The sequence below is a fragment of the Parasphingorhabdus sp. genome (genome assembly GCF_036964565.1).
Classification (GTDB): Bacteria; Pseudomonadota; Alphaproteobacteria; order Sphingomonadales; family Sphingomonadaceae; genus Parasphingorhabdus.
In genome coordinates, this window is sequence record NZ_JBALTN010000003.1 from 233777 (window position 1) to 259378 (window position 25602).

29 protein-coding genes and 1 tRNA gene are annotated in these 25602 nt (G+C 62.9%); 15 read left to right on the forward strand and 15 right to left on the reverse strand.

Annotated features, from left to right (window positions below):
- The first annotated feature begins 122 nt into the window (after positions 1-122).
- Entirely contained in the window at positions 123-845 is a 723-nt protein-coding gene (locus V7650_RS05145) for a helix-turn-helix transcriptional regulator (protein ID WP_335655173.1), read from the forward strand.
- A gap of 58 nt (positions 846-903) precedes the next feature.
- Here the strand turns inward: V7650_RS05145 and V7650_RS05150 are convergent, their stop codons facing one another.
- From V7650_RS05150 to V7650_RS05180, 7 genes are all read right to left on the reverse strand, one after another.
- Positions 904-1308, reverse strand: coding sequence for an MAPEG family protein (locus V7650_RS05150; RefSeq protein WP_335655174.1), 405 nt, complete (start codon positions 1306-1308; stop codon positions 904-906).
- A gap of 126 nt (positions 1309-1434) precedes the next feature.
- Positions 1435-2217 (reverse strand): HesA/MoeB/ThiF family protein, encoded by a 783-nt coding sequence (locus V7650_RS05155; RefSeq protein ID WP_335655175.1) that lies wholly within the window; start codon positions 2215-2217, stop codon positions 1435-1437.
- Positions 2214-2621, reverse strand: coding sequence for a hypothetical protein (locus V7650_RS05160; RefSeq protein ID WP_335655176.1), 408 nt, complete (start codon positions 2619-2621; stop codon positions 2214-2216). The genes V7650_RS05155 and V7650_RS05160 overlap by 4 nt, the downstream gene beginning before the upstream one ends.
- Before the next feature lie 29 nt (positions 2622-2650).
- Positions 2651-3097, reverse strand: coding sequence for a dUTP diphosphatase (dut, locus tag V7650_RS05165; protein ID WP_335655177.1), 447 nt, complete (start codon positions 3095-3097; stop codon positions 2651-2653).
- Positions 3097-4380 carry a bifunctional phosphopantothenoylcysteine decarboxylase/phosphopantothenate synthase gene (locus V7650_RS05170; RefSeq protein WP_335655178.1) on the reverse strand — a complete coding sequence of 428 codons (1284 nt, stop codon included), beginning with the start codon at positions 4378-4380 and terminating at the stop codon, positions 3097-3099. The genes dut and V7650_RS05170 overlap by 1 nt, the downstream gene beginning before the upstream one ends.
- Before the next feature lie 51 nt (positions 4381-4431).
- Positions 4432-5985 (reverse strand): 2-polyprenylphenol 6-hydroxylase, encoded by a 1554-nt coding sequence (ubiB, locus tag V7650_RS05175; RefSeq protein ID WP_335655179.1) that lies wholly within the window; start codon positions 5983-5985, stop codon positions 4432-4434.
- Between the two features lie 13 nt (positions 5986-5998).
- On the reverse strand, positions 5999-6739 hold the full coding sequence (locus tag V7650_RS05180) for a class I SAM-dependent methyltransferase (RefSeq protein ID WP_335655180.1): 741 nt from the start codon (positions 6737-6739) through the stop codon (positions 5999-6001).
- 105 nt (positions 6740-6844) lie between these two features.
- Between V7650_RS05180 and mutM the strand changes: the two genes are divergently transcribed.
- The 3 genes from mutM to V7650_RS05195 all read left to right on the forward strand — a co-directional run bounded on the left by mutM (position 6845) and on the right by V7650_RS05195 (position 8926).
- Positions 6845-7657 (forward strand): bifunctional DNA-formamidopyrimidine glycosylase/DNA-(apurinic or apyrimidinic site) lyase, encoded by an 813-nt coding sequence (mutM, locus tag V7650_RS05185; protein WP_335655181.1) that lies wholly within the window; start codon positions 6845-6847, stop codon positions 7655-7657.
- 112 nt (positions 7658-7769) lie between these two features.
- Positions 7770-8039 (forward strand): 30S ribosomal protein S20, encoded by a 270-nt coding sequence (rpsT, locus tag V7650_RS05190; RefSeq protein WP_335655182.1) that lies wholly within the window; start codon positions 7770-7772, stop codon positions 8037-8039.
- Positions 8040-8266: 227 nt separating this feature from the next.
- Entirely contained in the window at positions 8267-8926 is a 660-nt protein-coding gene (locus tag V7650_RS05195) for a DUF4136 domain-containing protein (RefSeq protein WP_335655183.1), read from the forward strand.
- Between the two features lie 11 nt (positions 8927-8937).
- Here V7650_RS05195 and dnaA read toward each other — a convergent pair whose 3' ends face one another.
- Entirely contained in the window at positions 8938-10374 is a 1437-nt protein-coding gene (dnaA, locus tag V7650_RS05200; RefSeq protein WP_442955261.1) for a chromosomal replication initiator protein DnaA, read from the reverse strand.
- A 534-nt stretch (positions 10375-10908) separates the two neighbouring features.
- On the opposite strand from dnaA, the gene V7650_RS05205 reads away from it, so the two are divergent.
- Positions 10909-10984: transfer RNA gene (locus V7650_RS05205), tRNA-Val, on the forward strand.
- A gap of 46 nt (positions 10985-11030) precedes the next feature.
- On the opposite strand, the gene V7650_RS05210 is transcribed toward V7650_RS05205, so the two are convergent.
- The 3 genes from V7650_RS05210 to V7650_RS05220 form a co-directional block, all read right to left on the reverse strand.
- The gene (locus V7650_RS05210) at positions 11031-11705 is read right to left on the reverse strand and encodes a cytochrome b/b6 domain-containing protein (protein WP_335655184.1); all 675 of its coding nucleotides are present in this window, start codon (positions 11703-11705) and stop codon (positions 11031-11033) included.
- A 6-nt stretch (positions 11706-11711) separates the two neighbouring features.
- Positions 11712-12227 (reverse strand): c-type cytochrome, encoded by a 516-nt coding sequence (locus V7650_RS05215; RefSeq protein ID WP_335655185.1) that lies wholly within the window; start codon positions 12225-12227, stop codon positions 11712-11714.
- Positions 12228-12356: 129 nt separating this feature from the next.
- Positions 12357-12956, reverse strand: a complete 600-nt coding sequence (locus V7650_RS05220) for a TlpA family protein disulfide reductase (RefSeq protein WP_335655186.1) — start codon at positions 12954-12956, stop codon at positions 12357-12359.
- 16 nt (positions 12957-12972) lie between these two features.
- On the opposite strand from V7650_RS05220, the gene argH reads away from it, so the two are divergent.
- Genes argH through V7650_RS05245 form a run of 5 tightly spaced genes read left to right on the forward strand, consistent with a single transcriptional unit; the run spans position 12973 to position 17142 of the window.
- Positions 12973-14349: an argininosuccinate lyase gene (argH, locus tag V7650_RS05225; RefSeq protein WP_335655329.1), complete on the forward strand. Its 1377-nt coding sequence runs from the start codon at positions 12973-12975 to the stop codon at positions 14347-14349.
- Position 14350: 1 nt separating this feature from the next.
- Positions 14351-14602, forward strand: coding sequence for an LPS translocon maturation chaperone LptM (gene lptM / locus V7650_RS05230; RefSeq protein WP_335655187.1), 252 nt, complete (start codon positions 14351-14353; stop codon positions 14600-14602).
- A gap of 31 nt (positions 14603-14633) precedes the next feature.
- On the forward strand, positions 14634-15893 hold the full coding sequence (lysA, locus tag V7650_RS05235) for a diaminopimelate decarboxylase (protein WP_335655188.1): 1260 nt from the start codon (positions 14634-14636) through the stop codon (positions 15891-15893).
- Positions 15890-16666, forward strand: coding sequence for a precorrin-2 dehydrogenase/sirohydrochlorin ferrochelatase family protein (locus V7650_RS05240; RefSeq protein ID WP_335655189.1), 777 nt, complete (start codon positions 15890-15892; stop codon positions 16664-16666). Before lysA ends, V7650_RS05240 begins: the two co-directional genes overlap by 4 nt.
- A complete protein-coding gene (locus V7650_RS05245) occupies positions 16663-17142 on the forward strand; it encodes a DUF2721 domain-containing protein (protein ID WP_335655190.1) in 480 nt (159 codons plus the stop codon). Before V7650_RS05240 ends, V7650_RS05245 begins: the two co-directional genes overlap by 4 nt.
- A 305-nt stretch (positions 17143-17447) precedes the next feature.
- On the opposite strand, the gene V7650_RS05250 is transcribed toward V7650_RS05245, so the two are convergent.
- The gene (locus V7650_RS05250; RefSeq protein WP_335655191.1) at positions 17448-17981 is read right to left on the reverse strand and encodes a hypothetical protein; all 534 of its coding nucleotides are present in this window, start codon (positions 17979-17981) and stop codon (positions 17448-17450) included.
- A 50-nt stretch (positions 17982-18031) separates the two neighbouring features.
- Between V7650_RS05250 and V7650_RS05255 the strand changes: the two genes are divergently transcribed.
- The 4 genes from V7650_RS05255 (at position 18032) to V7650_RS05270 (ending at position 21674) form a co-directional block, all read left to right on the forward strand.
- Entirely contained in the window at positions 18032-18796 is a 765-nt protein-coding gene (locus tag V7650_RS05255; RefSeq protein ID WP_335655192.1) for a TlyA family RNA methyltransferase, read from the forward strand.
- A 66-nt stretch (positions 18797-18862) separates the two neighbouring features.
- Positions 18863-20029, forward strand: coding sequence for a mechanosensitive ion channel family protein (locus tag V7650_RS05260; RefSeq protein WP_335655193.1), 1167 nt, complete (start codon positions 18863-18865; stop codon positions 20027-20029).
- Positions 20030-20138: 109 nt separating this feature from the next.
- Entirely contained in the window at positions 20139-21317 is a 1179-nt protein-coding gene (locus tag V7650_RS05265; protein ID WP_335655194.1) for an acetyl-CoA C-acyltransferase, read from the forward strand.
- A gap of 63 nt (positions 21318-21380) precedes the next feature.
- On the forward strand, positions 21381-21674 hold the full coding sequence (locus V7650_RS05270) for a putative quinol monooxygenase (protein WP_335655195.1): 294 nt from the start codon (positions 21381-21383) through the stop codon (positions 21672-21674).
- Here the strand turns inward: V7650_RS05270 and V7650_RS05275 are convergent.
- From V7650_RS05275 to V7650_RS05285, 3 genes are read right to left on the reverse strand one after another with little or no spacing between them, the layout of a single operon-like run.
- A complete protein-coding gene (locus tag V7650_RS05275) occupies positions 21671-22651 on the reverse strand; it encodes a dipeptide epimerase (protein WP_335655196.1) in 981 nt (326 codons plus the stop codon). The genes V7650_RS05270 and V7650_RS05275 overlap by 4 nt on opposite strands.
- A gap of 35 nt (positions 22652-22686) precedes the next feature.
- On the reverse strand, positions 22687-24099 hold the full coding sequence (locus V7650_RS05280) for a putative O-glycosylation ligase, exosortase A system-associated (protein WP_335655197.1): 1413 nt from the start codon (positions 24097-24099) through the stop codon (positions 22687-22689).
- Entirely contained in the window at positions 24092-24259 is a 168-nt protein-coding gene (locus V7650_RS05285; RefSeq protein ID WP_335655198.1) for a hypothetical protein, read from the reverse strand. Before V7650_RS05285 ends, V7650_RS05280 begins: the two co-directional genes overlap by 8 nt.
- A 110-nt stretch (positions 24260-24369) precedes the next feature.
- Between V7650_RS05285 and V7650_RS05290 the strand changes: the two genes are divergently transcribed.
- On the forward strand, positions 24370-25602 hold the full coding sequence (locus tag V7650_RS05290; RefSeq protein ID WP_335655199.1) for a TIGR04063 family PEP-CTERM/XrtA system glycosyltransferase: 1233 nt from the start codon (positions 24370-24372) through the stop codon (positions 25600-25602).

The window sequence follows — 25602 nt, forward strand, 5'->3', positions numbered from 1 at the left end:
AAATTTCAGCTTACCACTTGCGTCAATCGCTTGCCAACCCGAAGACCGACAGGGATGTTCGGCGGTGCGGGACGAGGGACATCGACAGGCCGCTTTTTGTTTAATTTTTCATGGGATCAAAGATGGACCTCGCAGTCGCTACAGGGGAACTTGCCAACCAGCACCAGATAGCCGCGCTTTGGCGCCATTGTCTGAAGGTCGGCAGGATGATGGGGTTTCGCACGATTGTCTACGCCTGTCCGCCACCATATAAAAAGCCGACCGATCCGGCCACGGTGCTCCGCTACCAGGGCATGACCGTGCCCGAGTTCCAGAGCCTTGTTTTCGGCGGGCTGATCGCCGGCGGCCACCTCACCTCTACCAACAGTCTGGTCAACGCGCGCCCGTTCCGCTGGACCGATCTCGTTGGGCTGTCATCGCGCAAGAGCGAATGCAAGGAACTGCTGGCCGACGCCAATCGGCAGGGTCTCGACGATGGCTGGATCTTTCCCCTGTTCGGTCCGCAGGGCCGTGTGGGCCTGGGCTCGTTCGGCAAGCCCGCAACGAAAGAACTGATGGATACGGCGATGGGTGACCGGCTGCACGTGTTTGCGCAGATGGCCCATCTGCGATTCTGTCAGCTGACTCCCAATCTCTTCGGACTGGAGAAGACCCTTTCGAAGCGAGAGATGCAGATCATTGCCTGGACCGCGGCCGGAAAGTCCAATTCCGAGATCAGCACGATCCTCAATATCTCGGAAAACTCGATCGACAGCTACATGCGCCGGGCCTTTGCCAAGCTCGACGTGCACGACCGCACCTCGGCGGCGGTCAAGGCTATCAGCATCGATCTGGTCCGGACCTGACCGGTCGCGCATCGGCGGCGCTGCCAGGGTGCAGGTCCGGTCGGTCTGGACGCCGCCGCTAGAGATTGACGGTGACGAACAGGTAGATCACCCACAGCGCCATCCCGATAATCGAAATGGTCGTGCCTATCACGGCCAGCTGCCTGAAGCGGACGGAGCCTCCGCCGAGATGATTGTACATGCCGTAGATGTGCAGCGCCCGCGCGAGCAGGAACAGGGTCGCCAGGGCGGTCAGGCTCGGGTGATGCGCGTTCGCCATCTCCAGCAGCGCCAGCAGGATCAGCGCAATTGGCGCATTTTCTGCCAGATTGGCGTGGGCACCGCGGACCATGTCCATCTTCGGATCAGTGCCGGCACCAAAGAGTGTCTGGGTGCGGATGCGCTGGCCGATGACCTGGAACTTCATGAAGATCAACATCAGCGCGCAAAGCGCGGCAGCAAGGGCGGTTACCGGTAAGGTCATGATGGGGCTCCTGTTTGCCTCCCATTTAAGTCGATTGCCGGCAAAGCACAATCCGGAGGGGTGGCGGCGCGGTCTCGATTCGGCACAGCTAGCCTGCGGCGTTGCGGTCGGCACGTCCGGCGGTGGTCAAGCGTCCGCGGCTGGCCCGCAGCTTCGGCAGTGCGGATCCTTGGGCAGGTTGATGCTGCGCATGGAGGGCGCGAGTCCGTCGAACAGCTGCAGCTTGCCGGCCGGGTCCTGGCCGAATCCGGTGACCACGCGGATCGCCTCCATTGCCGCGAAACTGCCCATCAGCCCGACCATCGCGCCGAGCACGCCCACTTCGCTGCAATTGTCGCAATCATCCGGATCGAGCGCGTCGCCGACGAAGCAGCGGTAGCAGGGCTTGTCCGGCTCCCAGCCGCGGAACGTGCCGAGCTGTCCCTGGAACTGGCCGATCGCCGCGGACACCAGCGGCACGCGGTGCGCGACCGACAGGTCGGACACCAGCAGGCGGGTCTGGTAATTGTCGGTGCCGTCGACGATGGCGTCGAACGGGGCAAAAAATGCTGCGCTGTCGCCACCCAAATGCTGCGCGGTAAGTCTTTGATTAACCTTGTTAATCCTGATGTCCGGATTGAGCCTCTTGGCAAAATCCCCGGCGGCGTCCACCTTTGGTCTGCCGATATCGTCAGCCGTGAACAGGATCTGCCGCTGCAGGTTGGACAGCGACACGACATCGTCATCGACAATGGTCAGCGCGCCGATACCGGCAGCCGCGAGATACTGGATCGCCGGACAGCCGATGCCGCCGGCGCCCACCACCAGGATATGGGCCTCGAGAATTTTCTTCTGCCCGGCCCCGCCAATATCCCGGAGCACGATATGGCGCGCATAGCGGTCGAGCTGCTCGTCAGTCAGTTGACTCATTCAGGCCAGCGGAAATTCATGGTTGTTCGGTACCATTGGGGTTCCCGACTGGTCGGGATAGGCGCAATTTTGCTTCCATATTTGGCGATGTGGTTGACGGTATATTGCTCAAGTTCCGGACAACCGTTTTCAACCGGTATGATCTTCAGGATTTCGCCATTTTCGGAGACCAGCATGGCAGCGTGCATCTTGGCAAAAACCCAACGGGAGACCACGGGCAATGCGCAATTGGCGGCTTTCGCAATCCGTTCGGCTTCCCGTTCGTGCCGCTCGTTGAAGGTCATGGGCTTGCGAAATTTAGCCATTTCCAGCTTGGAAAAGTTCGCCGGCATGGCCGTGGCCAGGTCGTCGCGGGGAAGATCGGATGCACCAGAAAGTGCGAGAGCCAGCAGCAAATCGAGCATAATATCCTCCTGATTGTCGTTCCCTGACTCTATACGCCAGTCGAACCAAATCCGCCAGACCCGCGATCGGTGCGATCCAGATCGTCGGTCTCGACGAGATTGCCGCGCTGGACCGGGGCGACGACGATCTGGGCGATGCGGTCGCCGCGGGCGATAACGAACTCCTCCTCGCCATGGTTGATCAGGATCACCTTCAGCTCGCCGCGATAGTCGCTGTCGATCGTGCCGGGGGTATTGGGGATGCCGATTCCCTTTTTCAGGGCGAGACCGGAGCGGGGCCGGACCTGGATCTCGTAGCCTTCGGGGATGGCGAAGGCGAGGCCGGTGCCGACCAGCCCCCGCTGGCCCGGGGCGATGACCCGTTCTTCCGCGGCGCGCACATCCATGCCGGCGGACCCGGCGGTTTCATAGGAAGGAAGCGGCAGGTCGCCGGCATTCTCGAGCCGCTTCACGGCAATATCGACGGGTGCGAACATCAGGCCAGTTCCTCTGCAATTCTGGCGACCAGCCGCCGCGCCACTTCCGTCTTGGGCAGCCGCTGCCAGATCTCGGTGCCGGTGCGGGTGACGATATGGACGCTGTTGTCGGTGCCGCCCATCACGCTGTCGCCGACCGGGCCGGAAACGTCGTTGGCGACGATCCAGTCGCACGCCTTCTTCTCGAGCTTGGCTGTGGCGTGCTGGTCAATCTTCTCGGTCTCGGCGGCGAATCCGATCAGCAGGTCGGGCCGCTGTTCGTGCCGGGCAAGGCCGGCCAATATGTCGGGATTTTCGGCGAGTTGCAGAGCGGCGGGCGCGGCGCCTCCCTTCTTGATCTTCTGGTCCGCCTGCCGGTCGGCGCGCCAGTCGGCGACGGCTGCGACCATGATCGCGACATCGGCGGGGAGCGCTTCGTGCACCGCCCGCTCCATTTCGACCGCGGTTTCGACATCGACCCGCAGCACGCCGGCCGGCGTCGCCAGATGGACGGGGCCGGCCACGAGGGTCACCCGCGCGCCGGCTTCGGCGGCAGCAGCGGCGATGGCGAAGCCCTGGCGCCCGGAGGAGCGGTTGGCGATATAGCGCACCGGATCGATCGGTTCGTGGGTCGGACCGGCGGTGACCAGCACATGCTTGCCATGGAGCGGCCGATGCTCGTCCGGCGCGAAGGCGGGCTGGCCGTCGAGCGGATTGGCGCCGAGCTCATTTTCCCCGAGAAGGGCTGTGGAGGGCCCGTCCGCGCCGAGCCAGCGGATCATCTCCGTCAGGATCGCCGCCGGTTCGGGCAATCGGCCGGGGCCATATTCGCCGCAGGCCATGTCGCCCTCGTCGGGCTGCATGACAAGGATGCCGTCTGCCTGCAGCCGGGCGATATTGCGCTGCGTGGCGGCGTGCTGCCACATCCGGACGTTCATCGCCGGCACGGCCAGCACCTGGGTGTCGGTCGCCAGCAGCAAGGTGGTCGCGAGATCGTCGGCGATGCCGCCCGCCATTTTCGCCAGCAGATTCGCGGTGGCCGGGCAGACCACGACCAGGTCGGCCTCGCGGCTGAGCTGGATATGGCCCATCTCGGTCTCGTCCTTCAGCGACCAGAGCGTGGTGTGCACCTCGTTCTCCGACAGCGCCGCCAGCGTCATCGGGGTGACGAACTGCGCACCCGATTCGGTGAGCACGCAGCGCACGGTCATGCCCGCCTTGCGGATCAGGCGGATCAGCTCGCTCGACTTGTAGGCGGCAATGCCGCCGCCGATGATCAGCAGGATATGTTTGGAACTTGCCATCCGCAGTGATTTAGGAGCAAGCGGGGCCAAAGCCAAGCGACATGTGGCCGGTCAGGCCCACAGCAACATTGCGGCGGCGCCGGCTCCGCCAGCGACAATCGCGGTCAGCGCATAGCGCCAGAAGCCGCCGCCCTGGCCCTTCTGCCGCTTCTCCCAGATCAGTTCCACTTCGGCCAGCGGCAGCGCCGGCGGGGCGCCGCCCTGCCGGGGGAGCTGGGCATCGAGGCGCCGCACGATATCGGGCAGCAGCAGCAAGGTGCCGAGATCGTCATTGATCCGGTCGGCGATCGCCGCTTCCGGACCGAGCTCGCCGCGGATCCACTGCTTCACATAGGGCCCGCTGGTGTCCCACATGTTGATCTGCGGGTTGAGGTCGGTGGCGATACCCTCGACCATCACCATCGTCTTTTGCAGCAGCAGCAGGTGCGGCTGGGTCTCCATGTCGAAATCGCGGGTGATCGCGAACAGCCCGTCGAGCATGTCGCCGACCGACAGCTCGCTGACCGGCTTGCCGCGCATCGGCTCGCCGACCGCGCGCAGCGCCGTGGCAAATTCCTCCATGCTGTGATGGTCCGGGACATATTGCGCTTCGAAATGAATCTCGGCCACCCGCCGGTAGTTGCCGGTGGTCAGGCCGTAGAGGATTTCCGCCAGCCAGACGCGGGCCTTCTTGTTGATCCGGCCCATGATGCCGAAATCGATCGCGACAATCGTGCCGTCGGCCTTCACGAACAGATTGCCCTGATGCATGTCGGCGTGGAAATAGCCGGCCTCGATCGCCTGCTTGAGGAAGGTGTGCACCAGCCGGTTGGCGATCGCGTCGAGGTCATGCCCGGCGGCAACCAGCGCCTCGCGGTTCGAGATCTTGATGCCGTCGACCCAGTCGAGCGTCAGCACCCGGCCCGAGGTCCGGTCCCAGTCGATCGCGGGAATCTCGTAATGATCCACCTGCGCCATATGCTCGGCCAGCTCGGAGGCGCTGGCGGCCTCGCGCCGCAGGTCGAGCTCGCGCATGGTCCAGCGGCGGAAATTGGCGATGACCAGCTGCGGGCGCAGCCGCTTCGCCTCGCCGCCGAGCGCCTCTAGATGGGCGGCGGCCCATTCATAGGTCTCGATATCCTGGGTGAATTTCTTGATGATGCCGGGACGCAGCACCTTGACCGCCACATCCTTGCCTTCCAGCGTGGTCGCGCGATGCACCTGGGCGATCGAGGCGGCGCCGACCGGATCGGCGTCGATATGGCTGTATAATTCATCGATCGACTTGCCGAGGCTGAGCTCGATCTCATCGCGAATATGCGCAAACGGCACGGGCGGCAGGCTGTCCTGCAGTTGCAGCAGGTCGCGGGCAGCCGCTTCGCCGATCACGTCGGGACGGGTGGCGAGCGTCTGGCCCAGCTTGATCGCGGCCGGGCCGATGGCCTGCAGCGCCGCGGAATAATTCGGTTCCTTTGGCTGGATCGTGCCGAGCCGGGCAATGCGGAACAGCCGGCGGACCTGCGGCGGTGTCGCCTTGTGATTCTCCAGGTCGCGCAGCGCGCCATGCCGGGCAAGCGTACGGCCCCATTTGAGCAGGCGGAAGATATGGGTGCGGTTGCTGGTCATCCGTGGCGGCTGCTCAGACCTTCCAGCCGCTGTGGATCGCGACCAGTCCGCCCATCATCGGCTCCACCTTGGTCTGGCCGAATCCGGCGGCTTCGATCATCGCGCGAAATTTCTCCATCGGCGGGAATTTGGCAATCGATTCGGCAAGATAGCGATAGCTGTCCTCGTCATTCGCCACCATCTTGCCGACCTTCGGCAGGATCTTGTGCGAATAGGTCTCGTAGACCTTGTCGAAGCCCGGCCATTTGGTCTGCGAAAATTCCATGCAATAGAAGCGCCCGCCATATTTCAGCACCCGGTGCGCCTCGGCCAGGGCCCGGTCGATATGGGTGACGTTGCGGATGCCGAAGACGATCGTATAGGCGTCGAAATGGGCATCGGGGAAATTCAGCGTTTCGGCATTCTGCTGGCTCCACACCAGCCGCGTTTCGTCTTTTGCCAGCGCCCGGTCCACGCCTTCGGCAAGCATTTCGGCGTTGATGTCGGCAACCGTGATATGCGCGCCGCTGTCGACCATGCGAAAGGCAATGTCGCCGGTGCCGCCGGCCATGTCGAGGATCGTCTCGCCGGCGCGCGGCTTGACCCGGCGCACGAAGCGGTCCTTCCACAGGCGGTGGGTGCCGGCGCTCATCGCGTCGTTCATCACGTCATATTTGGAGGCCACGCTCGAAAAGACCGCGCCGACCCTGCCGGTCTTCTCGCTCTCGTCGACTTCTTCATAGCCGAAGGATACGGTTTTGCTTTCGATAGCCATTTCTTGCCTGTGCTGATTTTTAACTGAAAACCCAAGTAGACGAGCCTTGGCAGCACTGCAATCACTCTGTAGCTGCCCAATGGACCGTAACCGACAAGGATCGCCATGCCCGAGCTGCCAGAAGTGGAAACGACCGTCGCCGGTTTGCGGCCGGTGCTCGAAGGGCAGCGGTTGACGCTGGTGGAGCCGCGCCGCGCCGACCTGCGCTGGCCGATTCCCGTCGACCTGCGGCAGCGGATGACCGGGGCGACGGTGACGATGCTGGGCCGCCGCGCAAAATACGGGCTGATCGAAACCGATCGGGGCGACGTGATGATCTTCCATCTCGGCATGTCGGGCCGATGGCGAATCGACCCGGAGGACATCGGCAAGCACGATCACCTGCTGATCGAGACCGCGGCCGGCCACCGGCTGGCGCTCAACGACCCGCGCCGATTCGGTTCGCTCGATATCGTGCGGACCGAGGCGCTGGGCGACTACCGGCCTTTCCTGTCGATGGGGCCGGAGCCGCTGGGCGATGATTTTACCGGCGCCTATCTGAAAGCCGCGACCCGCGATCGCAAGGCGCCGATCAAGCAGCTGCTGCTCGACCAGCGGATCGTCGCGGGACTCGGCAATATCTATGTCTGCGAAGCGCTGCACATGGCGGGCATATCGCCGCGTCTGAAGGGTGGCGCGATATCCAGCCCCCGCTACGAGCGGCTGGTTGCGGCGATCAAGCAGGTCTTGATTGCAGCCATCGCAGCCGGCGGATCGTCGCTGCGCGATTTCGTGCAACCCGACGGAGAACTGGGCTATTTCGCCAAGGACTGGCGAGTCTATGGCCGCGAGGGGCAGGCCTGTCAGTGCGGGGCTGTGGTCCGTCGGCGAGTCGACAGCGGCCGGTCGACCTTTTACTGTTCGCAATGCCAGAAATAAGCCATTCACTAAGCTATTGACGGGAATCGGCTGTCACGCTATTGGCCGCCGTCTTGAGCCGGAAGCGGTACATAACGTTTCGGCATTTAATTTCAGATTTTGAGGGTTTTTCATGGCTAATACGCCGCAAGCAAAAAAACGTATCCGTCGCAACACGCGCCGCACCGCGATCAACAAGAATCGCCTGAGCCAGATCCGCACCAAGATCAAGGCCGTGGATGCAGCGGTTGAATCCGGCGACAAGGACGTTGCTGCGGCAGCCCTGAAGGCCGTGCAGCCCGAACTGGCACGCGGTGTCTCGAAGGGCCTGTATCACAAGAATACCGCATCGCGGAAATTCAGCCGCCTGACAAAGCGGGTTGCAGCGCTGCAAACCGCCTGATCCGGCCTCATAGCTTCGACAAGATGAACCCGCCCGATTGTGGCGGGTTTTCTTTTGCGCGCTTGCCACGATTGCCGAATGCCAGCATATTGCCCGGTAACCGGCGTCTGACGCCCTCTTGCCACCCGCGGTGGACGTCCTCTCGATCTGTCGCTGTTCAAAGGCGGTTCAGCCTGATTGCTGTATACCCGCAGCAATGGTGGTGGGCTTAGTATCAAGGAACAAACATGACTGTTTTCGCAAAACGCAAATTCAATCGCAAGGGCCTGGCGCTGTTCGCACCTCTGGCTGTCCTGACGCTGGCCGCCTGCGCAACCCCGTTTCGCGCCGATGTCCAGCGTTTCGTTGCGCTTCCAGACACCACCGGCCAGAGCTTTGCCGTGGTCGCGGCCGATCCTGAACTGGCCGGCGGTCTGGAATTCGGCCAATATGCCGCCATGGTCGAGCAACGGATGCTCGATATCGGCTATCGCCGCGCCACGGCCCCGTCCGCCGCGGAGCTGATCGTCAGCCTCGATTATGACATCGACAGGGGACGGGAAAAGGTGGTCGCCGATTACGACCCATTTTATCGGGCTGATCGTTTCGGAGGCTTTTACGGACGGCATCGCTATCGTTACGGCTATCACGACCCGTTCCTGTTCGGCGGACCGAGCTTTTCCGGATATAACGGCGTGCGCAGTTTTACCGTCTATACGTCCGAACTCGACATGAAGATCGACCGCGCCGTGGATGGCCAGCGCCTGTTTGAAGGCAAGGCCGAAGCCCAGTCGCGTTCGAAGAACCTGACCTATCTGGTGCCGAACCTGGTCGAAGCGATGTTCACCGATTTCCCGGGGAACAGCGGCGAGCGGGTCCGGATTTCGGTCGCTCCCGAGAAGGAATAGAGGCGAGGCGCTCAGCTCTCCAGCTGGCGAAGCAGCATCCGGACATCATTGTCCATTTCGCTGTCTTCGCCGCGGAGATGCTCGACCAGCTTGACCGCGTGGATCACCGTGCTGTGGTCCCGGCCGCCGAATTTGCGCCCGATTTCGGGATAGCTGCGCGGCGTCATCACCTTTGCCAGATACATGGCGACCTGCCGCGGCCGGGCGACCGCGCGGGCGCGGCGCTTCGATGACATCTCGTTGCGATCGAGCCGGTAATATTCGCACACCGTGCGCTGGATCTCGTCGATCGTGATCCGGCGGCGGCAGGCGCTCAGGATATCGGATAATTGTTCCTCGGCCAGTTCACGGCTGATTTCGCGCCCGGTCAGCTGCGCATAGGCGAGCAGCTTGTTGAGGCCGCCTTCCAGCTCGCGCAGGTTGCGGCTGATCGTCCGGGCCAGGAAATCGACGACTTCTTCCGACACATGCTGGTGCGGCATCGACGCCAGGCGGTGCTGAAGAATGTCGCGGCGCAGTTCCAGTCCGGCGGACTGGATATCTGCCACCAGCCCCATCGACAGGCGCGAGAGCAGGCGCTGGTCAACGCCGTCCAGCGCCTGTGGCGGACGGTCGGCGGCAACGACGACGCGCTTGCCCTGGCTGATCAGCGAATCGACGGTGTGGAGAAATTCTTCCTGGGTGGAATTCTTGCCGACGATGAACTGGATGTCATCGATCATCAGCAGGTCGGCTTCGCGCAGCGAGGCCTTGAATTCCATGCCCTCGTTGCGGCGCATGGCCGAGACGAACTCGATCATGAATCGTTCGGCGGACATGTATATGATGGTCGCGGACGGAAATTCCGCCCGAAAGGCGTGGCCGATCGCGTGCATCAGATGGGTCTTGCCCTGTCCCGTGGAGGACTGGAGATAGAGCGGGCTGAACAGCGGTTTTTCCGCGGCCGCGGTGCGCTGCGCGGCATTCAGCGCGAGCACGTTGGAATGGCCGGCGATGAACTGGTCGAAGGTCATCCGGGGATCGAGGTCGAGGCGGAACTTGCTTTCGGCCGCAGAGGCCAGCGCGCCATGCGTATCCGATCCGTTCGCGGGTGCCGGCCGGGCAATTTTGGCCGATCCCGACCGCGCCTGAAAGACCAGGTCGCTGACCGCCGGGTGATGCGCCTTCCAGGCGAGCAGCAATCGCTCGGCATAGCGGTCCCGAACCCAGGTCGCCGCGAATTCCGAAGGCAGTTCCAGTTCCAATATACCGGTATCGAGGTCAAAGACCGAAACCCTGATCGGCTTGATCCACTGGCCGAAAATCTGCCCGCCCAAATCGCGGCGCAGTCCGGCACAAATCGTCAGCCAGATGGATTCCAGATCGCTCGTAATGGCAGTCTCCCCGATAAAATTGCTGCTTTCGGCGGCCGGCTCATCCCGGTCCTGTACAATATCGTTCACTCGCATCCCCCGACAACTTCCCCGTTTGGCCTGCCATCGCAGCGCCGAAAAATGATCGCAAATCCCGTATTCGCACAGTCGTCATTACCCCCAGCCATGGGAATGAATCAGACGCACCGATCCGATGCTGAAAACACGTTTTCAACGATCACCTATATTTTCAAAATTTGGCCCGATATCGCAATCCTGGCCACCAGCCGAACCGCCTTAGTAAGCCTCTCCGAGTGAGTCGATCAAGCCAACAGATGTAAAAAAAGTGAAATATTTAGATTGACAGCGGCAAGCCTCGGATTTTTCTAAATATCTTGTTAAGTACTTGGAATACATACATTATTTGCTGTGGATAAGAAGGGATAACAGGCGAATCGCGGAGTCAGCTAGGATTCTGCTGAACGAAAAAATAATCATGGCTGACGCGTGCGGCTCGATCGCCATAAACGCTCGCGGGAGCGACAGGATGGAAATAGGCTTGCCAAAGACGCCGCGATTTGGCAATGGCGCTCGCCTGACCCGGATGATGCCGCAGCGCATCGTGTCATGGGGCGATTAGCTCAGTTGGTAGAGCGCTTCGTTTACACCGAAGATGTCGGCGGTTCGAGCCCGTCATCGCCCACCATTCCCCGCCGCTCCCGCGCAGCATGCAATCCGGTCGGTGCTGCGCTTCAGCCGAAATTGCCCAAAGCCCACACGCAGGCCAGCGAGAAAATGGCCGTGGCGATCATCGCTGCCGGGCGCGCGCGATTGTCGGGCAGGTCCGCACCGGCAAAATCCGCCCGCGGCCGCCGGCCGGTCACCATCGGCTTCACCAGCTTCTGCCTGAGCACGAAGCGATAGATGGCAATCGCCGCGACATGCAGCAGGATCAGGACGGCGAGCAGGTTGAAGTTGAATTCGTGCACCTCGGCAAACTGCCGGCCGGTCTCGAACGAGACCATGATCGCCAGCGGACCGGATTCGAGGCCATCGACGTCCACCGAAAAAAGCCCCGTCGTCACCTGGGTGGCGAGGGCGAGCAGCAGCGCGAACACGCTGAGTACGGCCAGCGGGCTGTGACCGAAGCTGGGGGTTGAATCGCGCTGGCGCAACCGGGCGAGATGGGAAGGCAACGCGCCGATCCGCCGCACCATCGGAGCAAAGCGCGCCGTCCAGGAGCCGAACAGCCCCCAGAGCAGCCGGAACAGCACCAGCCCGAACATCGCCAGGCCAAGGCGCCGGTGCCAGTCCATATGGCCTTCCTCGGCGGTCCACCAGAGCAGCGGCACCAGCAGAACCATCAGCCAGTGGACCAGCCTGATCGCGCCATCCCAGACCAGCACCGGTTCGGATCGGACCGTCATGGCGGGCTAGTCGTCTTCGCGATATTTGTCGTGGCACGCCTTGCAGGTGCCGCCGGTGGTCTGGAAGGCCGCCGCGATGGCGGCCATGTCGCCGGTCTGCGCGGTGCTGTCCAGCTTGGCCGCCGCATCCTGCATCGCCGCGACCTTGTCGCCGAAATCGGCCTTCTGTTCCCAGATGACCGGCAACGCCTCGGTCTTCACGCCCGATTCCGGTCCGGTACCGTCGGGAAACCAGTCGGCCATGCCCGATGCTTCCTTCGGCACCGTGGCGGCGGCGGCCTGGATCTGAGCCAGGTCGGGGCTGCCGGCCTTGAGCTGATCGCTGATCGTCTTGAACGCCTTGCCGATCCGTTCGAGATGGCCCTGACGCGCCTCGATCTGTTCCTTGACGGTCATGCCATTGGCCAGCGTGACGCCGGCGGTCTCGGAAACGGCATTGGTTTCTTCATTCTGGCTGCAGGCGGATAGCAGCGCGACGCTGGCCAGCAGCGAAAGGGTGACCTGTGATATGTGCCGTTTCATGATATTCTCCCATCGATCGAAATGACGCGAGAATAACGGCAATTGCCGGCAACGCAATCGCTTCTGTCTGTGCCATCGATGGGATTCAGCCGATTCGGCCCATCGAAGGGAGGGCGCGGGCGGTCTGCGTCAATTGGCGGCCAGCGTGTCCTCGAGCAGCGCCGCCGCCTTGGCGCCATCCCAGTCCATCGCCCCGACCACCCGCCACACTTCCTTCCCCTGCGCGTCGTAGAGGACGGTGGTCGGCATCAGTCCCGAGCCAAAGCCGAAGCTCAGGCCGTTTTCCGGATCGACATAGGGTTCCAGCTGCTGAAAATCGCCGCGTTCGAAAAACGGGTCGACTTTTTCGGCGCCCTGGATGTCCTGCGACACCACCAGCACCTTGAGCCGGTCCTGCTCCCGCACCGCCAGCTTGTCCAGCATCGGCATCTCGACGATGCAGGGCGCGCACCAGGTTGCCCAGATGTTGACCAGCAGCGGCTTGCCGACAAAATCGCTCAACCGCGTCGCGCTGCCATCGGGCGCCTGAAACTGGGTGTCGATCATCTCCGTGCCGCGCTGCGCAATGTCCAGCTTGCCGACCAGACCCGACGCGCTTTCGATGGTTTCGCCGTCTTCCGTGGCGTTGCCGTTAGCAAATTCTTGCCCCGCTTCGCCGGAGCCTCTATCGCAGGCGCCTAGGCTCACCAACAGGACCATGGACAGGACGGTACGCATCACAAAAGTCACAAAAAATTCCAATATCATGTGGGGTGGCAGATTTGCCGATGGCCCTTCTTCAATCATGCGCGAGATAAACGCCTCCATCCCGTTCGACAAGAAATTATGGCGGCACGACATCCGCGCCAGCCTAGCGCATGTCGCGATGCTGGCCGATCAGGGAATTGTCGAGGCGGCGGACGCGCAGCAGATCACCGACGGCCTCAACCAGATCGCCGCGGAATTCGCCGCCGACGGCGTCACCGAGAATCTCGATCTCGAGGATATCCACATGCACGTCGAGGCGCGCCTTGCGGAAATCGTGGGACCGGTGGCCGGGCGCCTGCACACCGCGCGCTCGCGCAACGACCAGGTGGCGACCGATTTCCGCCTGTGGGTGCGCGACGCGATGGACATGGCGGACAGCGCGCTGGCCGCGCTGCAGAAGGCGCTGGTGGATCGGGCCGAGCAACATGCCGACACGATCATGCCGGGCTTCACCCATTTGCAGTCGGCCCAGCCGGTCAGCCTTGGCCACCATCTGATGGCCTATTATGAAATGATCCGGCGGGACCGCTCCCGCTTTGCCGACGCCCGGAACCGGATGAATGAATCGCCGCTCGGCGCAGCGGCGCTTGCGGGCACGGGCTTCCCGATCGACCGCGAGAAAACCGCCTCGTCGCTGGGCTTCGACCGGCCGACCGGCAACAGCCTGGATTCGGTGTCCGACCGGGATTTCGCGCTCGACTATCTGATGGCGGCCACCCAGTGCAGCCTGCACCTGTCCCGGCTCGCCGAAGAATTCGTGATCTGGGCCAGCCAGCCGTTCGGCTTCATCAAACTGCCCGACAGTTTTTCCACCGGCTCGTCGATCATGCCGCAGAAGCGCAATCCCGATGCCGCGGAGCTGGTGCGCGGCCATTGCGGCCGTATTGCCGGGGCGATGAACGCGCTGGTGATCACCATGAAGGGCCTGCCGCTCGCCTATTCCAAGGACATGCAGGACGACAAGCCGCCGGTGTTCGAGGCCCATGACCTGCTGGGCCTGTCGATTGCCGCGATGACCGGGATGGTCGCGGAAGTGGAATTCAGCAGCCAGCGGATGCGCGCGCTGGCGGAGGCGGGCTATTCGACCGCGACCGATTTTGCCGACTGGCTGGTCCGGGAGGCAAAGCTGCCGTTCCGCGAAGCGCATCACGTGACCGGGGCGGTGGTCGCTCTGGCCGAGGAACGCGATTGCGGGCTGGCCGATCTGTCGCTCGAGCAGTTTCAGGCGATCGATGACCGGATCAATGCCGACGTCTTCAGCGTCCTGAGCGTCGATGCGTCGGTGGCGAGCCGATCCAGCTATGGCGGGACTGCGCCCGATCAGGTAAGGGTCCAGATTGCAAAGGCAAGGACGTCCCTTGGTGCGGAGAGCTGATATGAAAAAAGCCCATTCCATCCTCCTGCTTGCCACGGCCAGCCTGGTGCTGGCTGCCTGCGGCAACCGCGGTGCGCTGGAGCCGGCCAAGGGCGAGGTGCTGCCGGCTGCGGTCTATGGCGAAATGAAAACGCCCAGCGGCGACGAACTGCTGGTGCCGTCCAGCCAGGCGAGACCGGAGCGGAGCGATGAACTGCTGCGCCGGTCGGAAAAAAGGCAGAATGACGAATTCGACCTTCCGCCACCCGGCTGACCCCCTACCATCTGTCTGAAAGCATAAGAAATTGGATCATTTCCAGATCAAGAATGGCGTACTCCACGCGGAAGATATTTCATTGGCGCGGATCGCAAAAGAGGTCGGCACGCCGGTCTATGTCTATTCGCGGGCGACGCTGGAGCGTCATGCCCGGGTTTTCCGCGAAGGCCTGAAGGATGCGGGAAACATCCATCTGGCGTTCGCCGTGAAAGCCAACCCCAATCTCGCGGTGCTGCGGATTCTGGCCAACCAGGGCTATGGCGCCGACGTCGTTTCCGGCGGCGAATTGCAGCGGGCGCTGGCCGCCGGCATGAAGGCGGAGGATATTGTCTTTTCCGGCGTCGGCAAGAGCCGTCAGGAGCTGGCGCTCGGCCTGGAAAAGGGCATTGGCCAGTTCAATCTGGAATCGGAAGAAGAAGGCCAGATGCTGGCCGAAATCGCGGCCGAACGCGGACAGCGGGCATCGGCGACCCTGAGGGTGAATCCCGATGTCGATGCGGGCACGCACGCCAAGATATCGACCGGGAAGAAGGAAAACAAATTTGGTGTAGCGATTGATGTGGCGCCGGATATCTATGCGCGCCTGTCGACCCTCGACGGTCTCAACCTGCGCGGCGTCGCCGTGCATATCGGCAGTCAGCTGCAGAATCTCGATCCACTCGAGAAATGCTATGCGAGAATGGGAGAACTGGTCGCGCAGCTGCGCAGTGCCGGGCACCAGATCACCCATGTTGACCTCGGCGGCGGCCTCGGCGTTCCCTACAAGCCGGAAGACAATCCGCCAAGCCCGGCGGAATATGGCGCGATGGTCGCGCGGGTGACGCAGGGCTGGGGGGTGACGCTGATGTTCGAACCCGGGCGGGTGATCGCCGGCAACAGCGGCGTGATGATCACCCAGGTCATCCGGATCAAGCCGGGCGTGGACAGTGACTTCGTGATCGTCGACGCCGCCATGAACGACCTGATGCGACCCGCCATCTATGATGCGTGGCACGATTTCGAGGCGGTCGAGCCGAGCGGGGAAACGATGGTTGCCTCGATCGTCGGTCCGATATGCGAAAGCAGCGATATTTTCGCCAAGGAGCGCGTGGTCGACCGTGTCCAGACCGATGACCTCGGGATTTTCCGCACCGCCGGTGCCTATGGTGCGACGATGGCGAACACGTACAACAGCCGTCCGCTGGTGCCGGAGGTGCTGGTCGACGGTGACCGCTATGCGGTGGTCGCGGAGCGGATCGAGCCGGCCACGATCATGGCCGCCGAACATGTGCCCGACTGGCTGAAATGAACCAGCTGCCGATCTTTGTGAATCTTTCCGGGCGGAAGGTCATATTGCTCGGCAGCGGAGAAATGGCGGAAGCCAAGCGGCGGCTGTATGAACGGGCGGGTGCCGAAGTGGTCGGCGACGAGACGATTGCGGACGCGGCGCTGGCGGTGGTCGCCCTCGAGGATGACGCAGAAGCCGCGGCGGCGGTCCAGCGGCTCAGGGACAGAGGCTATCTGGTCAACGCCGTCGATCGATCGGCCCTGTGCGACTATACGACACCCGCCATCATCGACCGCGATCCGGTGGTGGTCGCGATCGGCACCGGGGGAGCGTCGGCGGGGCTGGCCAAAGCGCTGCGCCAGCGGCTCGAGCAGCTGATTCCCGCGAATCTCGGCGATCTGGCAACCGGCCTGTCCGCCGCGCGGGACCGGATCCGGCAGATCTGGCCAGACGGGCCGCAACGGCGCAAGGCGATCGACGCCGCGCTTGACCCCGGCGGCATTCTCGATGTGCTGTCCGACAGCGCGTCGGCCAATCTCGAGACGTGGCTGGCGATGCCGGCGGCGGACGACCTGTCCGAGGTCGAGGATATCCTGCTCGCCAGCAGCGATCCGGACGACCTCACGCTTCGCCAGGCGCGGGCGCTGGGGCGGGCCGACCAGATTTTTGCGGGCGACGATGTGCCGCAGGGCGTGCTGGATCGCGCCAGGGCGGATGCGGAACGCTACGCGCTGGCGCTCTGGGACGAAAATCCGCCAAGGGGCCGAACCGTCCGCATCCGGATGAAGCGATGATCTCGATACTGCCCGAACTGGTCAAGACGGATATCGTCACCGTGCTGCAAACGGCCATGGCGCCGGCGTTCCTGCTGGTGGCGCTGGGCGGAATGCTGAACATCTTTACCGGGCGGCTGGCGCGGATCATCGACCGGTCGCGCGTCGTGCAGGCCCTGTATCTCGAAACCCAGGGACAGGAGCATATGCTTTGTGTCCACGAATTGCGCGACCTGCAGCTGCGCATCAAATATGTGAACAGCGCGATCTACTTCAGCGTGGTCAGCGCGATCGTGGTCTGCGTGCTGATCGGGCTGCTGTTCGCGATGGGGCTGACCAATTATCCGCTATTGCCGGAAATCGTCGCGGGGGCCTTCATCGCAGCGGTGCTGCTGCTCTCCGTCGCCCTGGTTCAATTCTCGCGCGAAGTGCGGATCGGCATCCGGGATTTCATGATCCGCGAAGAATATCTGGAAAATTCCGGCAACGGGAAATGAAAAGAGGCTGCCGGTCCCGAAGGACCAACAGCCTCTGGACATGGGTCAGCGGTAGGAAGTGCCGCTGCCGGGTTGCCTGATCTCTAGATCAGATTTGCCCCCCGAACGGATTTTTCCGACCCCTGTGCTGAACCATGAGACATCGGACCACCTCCTTTCGCTTGTGAATGAAATACGAACTGTTGCATTGAACTTCTCTCCGCTGTTCGACGCTTGAGGTGTGAATCAATTCCGGTCCGCGAACAAGACTTGAAATTTTTTAATTTGCTGTCACAATTGCGCGTTCCGGCCTGATAATCATCGGATTACCGCCGGCAATCTTCCACCACCCGACTGAATTCCGGCCAGGCCGGCAGCGCGATCGACCGGAGGCCGCTGGTTTCCACGGCAAATCGGCCGCGGCTATAGGCGATGCGGTCCATCATGATGTCGGTGGGGGCCAGGGCAATGGCGGCATAAGGCAGCTCTCCCCCGGTATTCCTGGCCGGGTAGGAGGCCATGCCCGCGGTCGCGCGCAGCACCATGGTCGCGCCCTCGCCGACCGAACCTGCGCGCGACAGGATAAGCTGCCGCCGCGACTGGTCGCACCGGATGACAAACAGGGCATCCGTCTCGGCAGGGCCAAACAGCGCCAGCGAGCCGCGATCATCCTGCCGGTAGGACCAGGTTCCCGACGCAATCGGCCAGTCGATCCAGCTGCCTTGCGGTTGAGCGGGCGCGGGCGCCGGGGTGGTGACCGGTTGGACCGGTTGCGGCGCGGGAGCGGGCTCTGGCGGTGCGGACGAGCAGGCGGCAAGCGCAAGCACCGAAAGGGCGAGCAAAGGGGTGTTGATTCTCATAACCAAGGAATATGGCCAAAAGCATCGGGCTAGGCTAGTCCTCATTTCCGATGCCCAAGCCCGAACCCAAAGTCGCCAAACAGCGCGTTGACCAGCTCCTCGCGGATCGCGGTCTCGCGGACAGCCGCGCGAAGGCGCAGGCCTATATCATGGCCGGGCTTGTGACCGTCGCCGGCAAGAAAATCGACAAGCCCGGCCAGAAGATCGCGAGCGACGCCGCGATCGAGCTGAAGGGCAAGGATCATCCCTGGGTCTCGCGTGGCGGCATCAAGCTGGAGCATGGTCTCCGCCATTTCGGCCTGGACGTCAGCGGGATGACGGCGATGGATGTCGGCAGCAGCACCGGCGGCTTCACCGATGTGCTGCTGGCTGGCGGCGCGGCCAAAGTCTATGCCGTGGACAGCGGCACCAACCAGCTGGCCTGGAAGCTGCGGCAGGACGAGCGGGTCGTGGTGCACGAGCAGACCAGCGCCCGGATCCTGACCGACCAGCATATTCCCGAAGCCATCGACATCATTGTCTGCGACGCGAGTTTCATCTCGCTGGTCAAGGTACTCGAACGGCCGCTGACCTTCGCCCGGGACGGTGCGCTGCTGGTCGCATTGGTGAAGCCGCAATTCGAAGCGGAACGGGCCGATGTCGGCAAGGGCGGCGTGGTCCGCGATGAAGCGGTGCGGGACGCGGCGTGCGAAAAGGTGAGGGACTGGCTGGTGGCCTCCGGCTGGCACGTGACCGGGATTACCGAAAGCCCGATCACCGGTCCGAAGGGCAATGTGGAGTTTCTGATCGGGGCCAGCAAGCCGCGCAATCCGTAACCGCAACCGGACTTTCCTTGATCCTGCGGGTTGTCATTACCGGCGCTTTTCCCTAGCTGGAGCGCTATGACAAAAACAACAGCCCCCGCCTCCGCGCCAGCCACGCCCGATATCGGCGCTTCCTTTCAGCGATTGATCGTCGACGGATCGAACTGGCTTTCGAACCATTATGTGGAGCTGCTGATCGCCGCTGCCGTCGGCGCGATCATCTTCTTCCTGCTGGGCGCGATCAAGCGCCTGGCGGCGCGCTATGTGCGCAACAATGACGACCTGACCGGCTATCGCGCGATCTTTGGCAAGACCATCGCCCGGACCAGCAAGTTTTTCATGCTGATGGTATCCGCCGAACTGGTCGTGAACTTCGCCAGCGCGCCATCGAGTTTTGATCGCCTGGTGCACGTGCTGTTCACGATTTCCGCGGTGCTGCAGGTCGCCATCTGGCTGCGTGAAATCATCCTTGGCCTGATCGTCCGCCGGACCTCGCAGGATCCGGACCAGCATGAAACGCTCGAGAATGCGATGACGCTGATCCGGCTGTTCGTCACCTTCATCCTCTTTGCCATTGCGGCGATCATGATATTGGACAATCTCGGCGTGGACGTCACCGGCCTGATCGCAGGCCTTGGCGTTGGCGGTATCGCCATCGGCCTCGCTGCACAGGGCATTTTCTCCGACCTGTTCGCGGCGCTGTCGATCATCTTCGACAAGCCGTTCCGCCGGGGCGAGACGATCAGCTACGACACGACGGTCGGAACGATCGAGAAGATCGGTCTCAAGAGCACGCGGCTGCGGGCGATTACCGGCGAGGAGATCATCATCTCCAACACCAATCTGCTGGACAAGGAAATCGTCAACATGACCCGCCTGGCGCGGCGGCGCACGCGCTTCGGCATCGGTGTCATCTACCAGACCAGGCCGGAGGACGCCCGCCGGATCCCGGCGCTGCTGCAGAAGATCGTGGAGGACAATGATGCGGTGTTCATTCGCTCCGGATTTGTCGGCTTCGGCGACAGTTCGATCAATTTCGAACTGGATTTCGATATCATGAGCAGCGAATATGAGGTGGTCTACCAGGGCCGCCACACCATCGGTCTGGCAATCCTGCAAAAGTTCAACGAGGAAGGCCTCGAATTTGCCTATCCGACCCAGACGACCTTTACCGCGGCGCCCGACGGCGAGATGATCCTGCCTTATCCGGAAGGCGGATTCGGGGCGGTTGTTGCCAATGACTAGCGTGCCGTAGCGGCAGCGAGGGCTTGAAGAAATTCCTTGTTAATTGGCCGATTAACGGGGACAATGCGCCAAATTTCGAATCCCGTATCAACCATAAAGGAATTCCATCATGCGTGATGCCGTCATCGTTTCCACCGCCCGTACGCCGATCGGCCGGGCCTACAAGGGCGCGTTCAACACCACCACCGGCGCGACGCTTGGTCATTATGCCGCCAAGGCTGCCGTGGAACGGGCCGGCATCGATCCCGCCCTGATCGACGATGTCGTCTGGGGCAGCGCGCTGCAGCAGGGCTCGCAGGGCGGCAATCTGGCGCGCCAGGTCGCGCTCCGCGCCGGCTTCCCGATCGAGGTGCCGGGCATGACGATCGACCGGCAATGTTCCTCCGGCCTGATGGCGATTGCCACGGCATCGAAGCAGGTGACGCTGGACCGCATGGACATCGTCGTCGGCGGCGGCCAGGAGTCGATCTCGACCGTGCAGACCCCGGAAATGCGCGTCCAGCCCGACCGCGAACTGCTCAAGATGCACGACGACATCTACATGCCGATGCTGCAGACCGCCGAAGTGGTCGGCGAGCGCTATGGCATCAGCCGCGAAGCCTGCGACGAATATGCGCTGCAGTCGCAGATGCGCACCGCCGCCGCCCAGGAAGCCGGCCGGTTCGACGACGAGATCGTCGAAGTCACCACCACCATGGGTGTCCAGGACAAGGAAACCAAGGAAATCTCGCACGTCGAGGTCACGATCAGCAAGGACGAGGGCAACCGCCCCTCGACCACGCTCGAGGGCCTGCAGTCGCTGAAGCCCGTGCTCGGCCCGGACAAGATCGTCACCGCCGGCAACGCCTCGCAGCTGTCCGACGGTTCGGCAGCCAGCGTCGTCATGGAAGCCAAGGCCGCCGAGAAGGCCGGCCTCAACCCGCTCGGCCGCTATGTCGGCATGGCCGTCGCCGGCACCAAGCCCGACGAAATGGGCATTGGCCCGGTCTTCGCGATCCCGAAATTGCTCGAGCGCTTTGACCTGAAGATGGACGATATCGGCCTGTGGGAACTGAACGAGGCCTTTGCCGTCCAGGTTCTCTACTGCCAGCAGAAGCTGGGCATTCCGGACGAGCTGCTCAACGTCAACGGCGGCTCGATCTCGATCGGCCATCCCTATGGCATGACCGGCGCGCGCTGCACCGGCCACGCGCTGATCGAGGGAAAGCGCCGCGGCGCCAAATATGCCGTGGTCACCATGTGCATCGGCGGCGGCCAGGGCGCGGCCGGCCTGTTCGAGATTTTCTAGAACCCAATATCATCCAGGGCCGGCGGGAAGTCGCCGGCCCTTTTTCTATCAGGAGAGCATGACATGGCAGCAGTAGGCGTGATCGCGACATTGACCGTAGCCGAAGGCAAGAATGACGAGTTTGAAGCGGCGTTCAGCGAGCTGATGGCGGCGGTCCGGGCCAACGAGCCGGGCAATGAATTTTATTCGGTGTTCCGCAGCAAGGACAATCCCCAGCAATATAAGGTGCTCGAACGCTATGTCGACCAGGCCGCGCTCGACGCCCACGGCAAGTCGGACCATTTCCGCGCCAGCGGCCCGAAGCTGGCCCCATGCATGGCCGCCGCTCCGGTGATCGAATATCTGGACGGTATCTAGATAGCGCCCGGCGCGGGCATTATCATTCCGGATTCGAAGCGAAAAGCGTCGGCCCGGTCCCTGGCCAGCAGCAGCGGCCCGTCGAGATCGACCCACTGGGCAAGCTGGGCGAGGGCGAAGGCCGGCCGGATTCCCAGCGACGTCGACAGCATGCAGCCGACCATGATCTTCATTTCCGCGGCTTGCGCTGCGCGGACCATTGCCATCGCTTCGGTGAGGCCGCCGGCCTTGTCGAGCTTGATGTTGACCGCGTCATAATAAGGCGCAAGCCGCTCGACATCGGCGCTGCTGTGGCAGCTTTCGTCGGCGCACAGCGGCACGGGTGACCGGACCCCGGCGAGCAGATGATCGCGGCCGGCGCTGACCGGCTGCTCGATCAGTTCCACGGAATATTCGGCCAGCCAGCTGGCCTCCGCCTCGATATCGAGATCGTTCCAGCTTTCATTGGCATCGACGATCAGCCGCGCATCCGGCGCGCCGCGATGGACGGCGGCGACCCGTTCACGATCATGGTCACCGGACAGCTTGAGCTTGAGCAGCCCATGTCCCTGCGCCGCCGCCTGACGGGCGTGTCCTTCCATCACCTCCGGCGCACCGAGCGAAATGGTAAGCGCGGACAGCGTCGCCACCGGCTCGGGCAGGCCCGCCAGTTGCCACAGCGCCATGTTCCGTTGCCGGCATTCCAGATCCCAGAGCGCGCAATCCAGCGCGTTGCGGGCCGCACCCCGGGGCATGCCCTGCAGCACCGCCGCGCGGGTCGGTTCCGGGTTGGCTTCGAAAAACCGCTCTATTTCGGAGGCGCAGCGGCTTGCGCTCTCCCCTTCATAATAGATCGGGGTGGCTTCTGCCTGTCCGGTGCTGCTGCCGTCCGAAATCGCGCAGCACACCACATCGACGTGATTCTTCGCCCCGCGGCTGATGATGAACGAGCCCGCGACCTGCCATTGTTCAATCGAAACGGAGAGCGACAGTGCCATGCCCGGATTGTACTGCGCCGCGATGACGGCGTCACTCAGTTTATCAGGCTGCGGGGCGCTTGCGGCAGCGCTGCGGGCCTTGCCCTGCCGGTCAAGTCCCTGGCAATCGGCCGCCACACCGCTTCGGCCGACCGGCGTGCCATATAGGTGTCGAGACCGATCTGCAGCGCCACCAGCATATAGATGAACGGCTGATAGGCGATACCGACGAACAGCGCGCCGACCAGGAAGATCACGTGGCCATGCTGCAGGGCAATGGCGAGAGGCGCCACCCACTGCTCGCTTTCCTTCTTCGACCGTGCATATTTTCGCCGGAGCAGCTCCATCCGCCAGAGGCCGCCGACATGGATGATCAGCCACAGGATCAGGCCCGGATAGCCCTGTTCGCCAAGCATCTCGAAATAGCTGCTGTGGAAGGCGCGGGCTTCGTCCTCGACCAGCCGCGCATCGACCTCATCGGGATCGATTCCCCATTCTTCATATTGCGTGACGTCGACTTCGGACAGTTCATAGGTCAGCTTGTTGATCCGGTAGACGTCGAAACCACCGCCGAACGGATGGTCCTTCACATAGTCCAGCGTCCACTGCCAGACCGCGAGCCGGGTCGAGGCCGACTGGTCGGCCTGGTAATTTTCGATTGTCGCCATTCGCTCGGTAAAGCTTTGCGGCAGGAACGGTATCGCCATGATCCCGAGCGCCGCGGCGGCGCCGGCATAGACCAGCCGGTAGCGCACGAAGCGCAATTGCAGGACCGCCAGGACCCCGATGCAGACGAGGCCGGTCCGGGCCTGGGTGCCGATGGGGATCAGCAGCGCCGCGAAAATCAGGGCATAGGCAAACAGCTTCACGCGCCAGTCCGGCGGGAAAACGGTGCCGTGATGGGCGAGCCAGAGAATCAGCGGGATGATGCAGATCGCGACCGTCGAGATGATCGACCCCTCGTACAGTCCGCTGTTGTTGTCGACCAGCAGCACGAGGACGCCATAGCCGCCGCCGGAGGCGAGGGTCTTGATCCCGCCGGTGATGATCAGGGTCGCCGCGCACAGCACCATGAACAGCGCCAGCGCTTCCAGCCGCAGCTTGGTCCGGAGAGTCAGCGGCAGGAAGATCGCGAACACCAGCGCCTTCCACACCCAGTCCCATTTTTCGAGCGCGGCAATCGGCACTTCGGCCTGCACGGTGGTGTAGCCGCAATAGCCGAGCAACAGGATCATCATCGCCTGCCGGAAGGAAAAGCGGCTGTCCTGCTTGTTGTCCGCGAACATGTAGCCCAGCAGGGCCAAAGCGAAGACAATCAAGGACAGCGGCACGGAGTTGAGCATGAAATAGCTCAGCCGCTGCGGCGCCACGATGTCGACATAGGCATAGATCAGCGTGAACAGGAACGGCCGTTTGAACGCGATGAACAGCAGCGCCACCAGATAGCCGACAAAGACGAGGTCACGCATCGGGCCAGGAACCCTTGCCGCCGGCACCGGGCAGAAAGCCGGCCGGCTCGCTATCGGGTTCCGGCGGTTCCTCGACATCGAGATCGGCGCGATGCATCAGGCGCCAGGCTGCAAGCAGCAGCAGCCCGTGCGTCAAAGCGATAGAGAAGTTGTCGACCATCTACCCGTTTCATCCCGGTGCGAGCGGTGAAAAAAGCGCCCTTCTGTCATCGCGCGATACAGCTATTGGGTTGACGGGACGTTAATCCTTTTTCGGCAAGGCTTTGCGCCATGACCCGGATTCTGCACATATTGGATCACAGCCTGCCGCTGCACAGCGGCTATTGCTTTCGCACGCGGGCCATCATGAAGGCCCAGATTGCCAGCGGATTGACGGTGGCCGGCGTCACCGGTGTCCGCCAGAACCAGCATGGCTATGTCGCCGGGCAGGCGTCCGAGCTATTTGACGATCTGTGCTTCTACCGGACGCTGGCCACGGTTCACGGGCCGTCGCCGGTGCGCGAATGGCGCGAAATCGCGGTGCTGGCGGACCGGATCGAGCAGGTCGTCCGGGAATGGCAGCCGGATATATTGCACGCCCATTCCCCCGCGCTCAACGGTCTCGCCGCCTTGCGGGCCGCCGACAGAACCGGGCTGCCGCTGGTCTACGAGATTCGCGCCTTCTGGGAAGACGCCGCGGTCGGCAATGGCACTGGCAGGGAAAAAAGCGCACGCTACTGGCTGACGCGGCAGCTGGAAAACCATGTGGTCGGCGCCGCCGATGCCGTTGCCGTGATCTGCGAAGGCCTGCGCGCGGACCTGGTGGCGCGCGGTGTCAGCCCGGACAAGATCATCGTCTCGCCCAACGGCGTCGACATGGAGCTGTTCGGGCATCCCCCGGCGCATGACCGGCAGCTGCTGTCGGACCTCGGTCTGGACGGAAAATCGGTGCTGGGATTCATCGGCAGCTTTTACGATTATGAAGGCCTGGATGACCTGATCGCGGCGATGCCGTTGCTGCGCGCCTCGCATCCGGATGTGCATCTGCTGCTGGTTGGCGGCGGGCCCATGGAAGACGCGTTGAAGGATCAGGTTGGCCAGCTGGCAATGGATTCCGCCGTAACCTTCACCGGGCGCGTGCCGCACGGCGAAGTCGAGCGCTATTATGGTCTGATGGACATCATGGTCTATCCCCGCAAGTCGATGCGCCTCACGGATCTGGTGACTCCGCTCAAGCCGCTCGAGGCGATGGCGCAGGGGCGGCTGGTGGCGGCGTCGGATGTCGGCGGCCACAAGGAGCTGATCGAGGATGGCATCACCGGCACATTATTCCCCGCGGGACAGCCCGAAAAAATCGCGGAAAAACTCGGCGCGCTGCTCGACAATCGGGCCGATTGGGCACAAACCATTGAAACTGCGAAGAAATTTGTGATGGCGGATCGTAACTGGTCGTCAAACATTTTGCGTTACACTCCTGTTTACCAAAGTTTGATTGCGGGCAAATCGCTCGAACGCGCCGCATGA

Excerpts from the sequence above, each read along its gene's own strand:
- V7650_RS05280 (WP_335655197.1), bottom strand. The coding sequence starts at position 24,099 with ATGCGTGACCTCGTCTTTGTCGGCTATCTGGTGGCGCTGCTGTTCATC.
- rpsT (WP_335655182.1), top strand. The coding sequence starts at position 7,770 with ATGGCTAATACGCCGCAAGCAAAAAAACGTATCCGTCGCAACACGCGC.
- V7650_RS05155 (WP_335655175.1), bottom strand. The coding sequence starts at position 2,217 with ATGAGTCAACTGACTGACGAGCAGCTCGACCGCTATGCGCGCCATATC.
- V7650_RS05275 (WP_335655196.1), bottom strand. The coding sequence starts at position 22,651 with ATGGCACTGTCGCTCTCCGTTTCGATTGAACAATGGCAGGTCGCGGGC.
- V7650_RS05250 (WP_335655191.1), bottom strand. The coding sequence starts at position 17,981 with ATGAGAATCAACACCCCTTTGCTCGCCCTTTCGGTGCTTGCGCTTGCC.
- V7650_RS05270 (WP_335655195.1), top strand. The coding sequence starts at position 21,381 with ATGGCAGCAGTAGGCGTGATCGCGACATTGACCGTAGCCGAAGGCAAG.
- dnaA (WP_442955261.1), bottom strand. The coding sequence starts at position 10,374 with ATGCGAGTGAACGATATTGTACAGGACCGGGATGAGCCGGCCGCCGAA.
- V7650_RS05265 (WP_335655194.1), top strand. The coding sequence starts at position 20,139 with ATGCGTGATGCCGTCATCGTTTCCACCGCCCGTACGCCGATCGGCCGG.
- lptM (WP_335655187.1), top strand. The coding sequence starts at position 14,351 with ATGAAAAAAGCCCATTCCATCCTCCTGCTTGCCACGGCCAGCCTGGTG.
- V7650_RS05260 (WP_335655193.1), top strand. The coding sequence starts at position 18,863 with ATGACAAAAACAACAGCCCCCGCCTCCGCGCCAGCCACGCCCGATATC.
- V7650_RS05150 (WP_335655174.1), bottom strand. The coding sequence starts at position 1,308 with ATGACCTTACCGGTAACCGCCCTTGCTGCCGCGCTTTGCGCGCTGATG.
- V7650_RS05180 (WP_335655180.1), bottom strand. The coding sequence starts at position 6,739 with ATGGCTATCGAAAGCAAAACCGTATCCTTCGGCTATGAAGAAGTCGAC.
- V7650_RS05195 (WP_335655183.1), top strand. The coding sequence starts at position 8,267 with ATGACTGTTTTCGCAAAACGCAAATTCAATCGCAAGGGCCTGGCGCTG.
- V7650_RS05145 (WP_335655173.1), top strand. The coding sequence starts at position 123 with ATGGACCTCGCAGTCGCTACAGGGGAACTTGCCAACCAGCACCAGATA.
- V7650_RS05240 (WP_335655189.1), top strand. The coding sequence starts at position 15,890 with ATGAACCAGCTGCCGATCTTTGTGAATCTTTCCGGGCGGAAGGTCATA.
- V7650_RS05215 (WP_335655185.1), bottom strand. The coding sequence starts at position 12,227 with ATGAAACGGCACATATCACAGGTCACCCTTTCGCTGCTGGCCAGCGTC.
- V7650_RS05210 (WP_335655184.1), bottom strand. The coding sequence starts at position 11,705 with ATGACGGTCCGATCCGAACCGGTGCTGGTCTGGGATGGCGCGATCAGG.
- V7650_RS05245 (WP_335655190.1), top strand. The coding sequence starts at position 16,663 with ATGATCTCGATACTGCCCGAACTGGTCAAGACGGATATCGTCACCGTG.
- mutM (WP_335655181.1), top strand. The coding sequence starts at position 6,845 with ATGCCCGAGCTGCCAGAAGTGGAAACGACCGTCGCCGGTTTGCGGCCG.
- dut (WP_335655177.1), bottom strand. The coding sequence starts at position 3,097 with ATGTTCGCACCCGTCGATATTGCCGTGAAGCGGCTCGAGAATGCCGGC.
- ubiB (WP_335655179.1), bottom strand. The coding sequence starts at position 5,985 with ATGACCAGCAACCGCACCCATATCTTCCGCCTGCTCAAATGGGGCCGT.
- V7650_RS05285 (WP_335655198.1), bottom strand. The coding sequence starts at position 24,259 with ATGGTCGACAACTTCTCTATCGCTTTGACGCACGGGCTGCTGCTGCTT.
- V7650_RS05170 (WP_335655178.1), bottom strand. The coding sequence starts at position 4,380 with ATGGCAAGTTCCAAACATATCCTGCTGATCATCGGCGGCGGCATTGCC.
- V7650_RS05160 (WP_335655176.1), bottom strand. The coding sequence starts at position 2,621 with ATGCTCGATTTGCTGCTGGCTCTCGCACTTTCTGGTGCATCCGATCTT.
- V7650_RS05290 (WP_335655199.1), top strand. The coding sequence starts at position 24,370 with ATGACCCGGATTCTGCACATATTGGATCACAGCCTGCCGCTGCACAGC.
- V7650_RS05255 (WP_335655192.1), top strand. The coding sequence starts at position 18,032 with ATGCCCAAGCCCGAACCCAAAGTCGCCAAACAGCGCGTTGACCAGCTC.
- argH (WP_335655329.1), top strand. The coding sequence starts at position 12,973 with ATGTGGGGTGGCAGATTTGCCGATGGCCCTTCTTCAATCATGCGCGAG.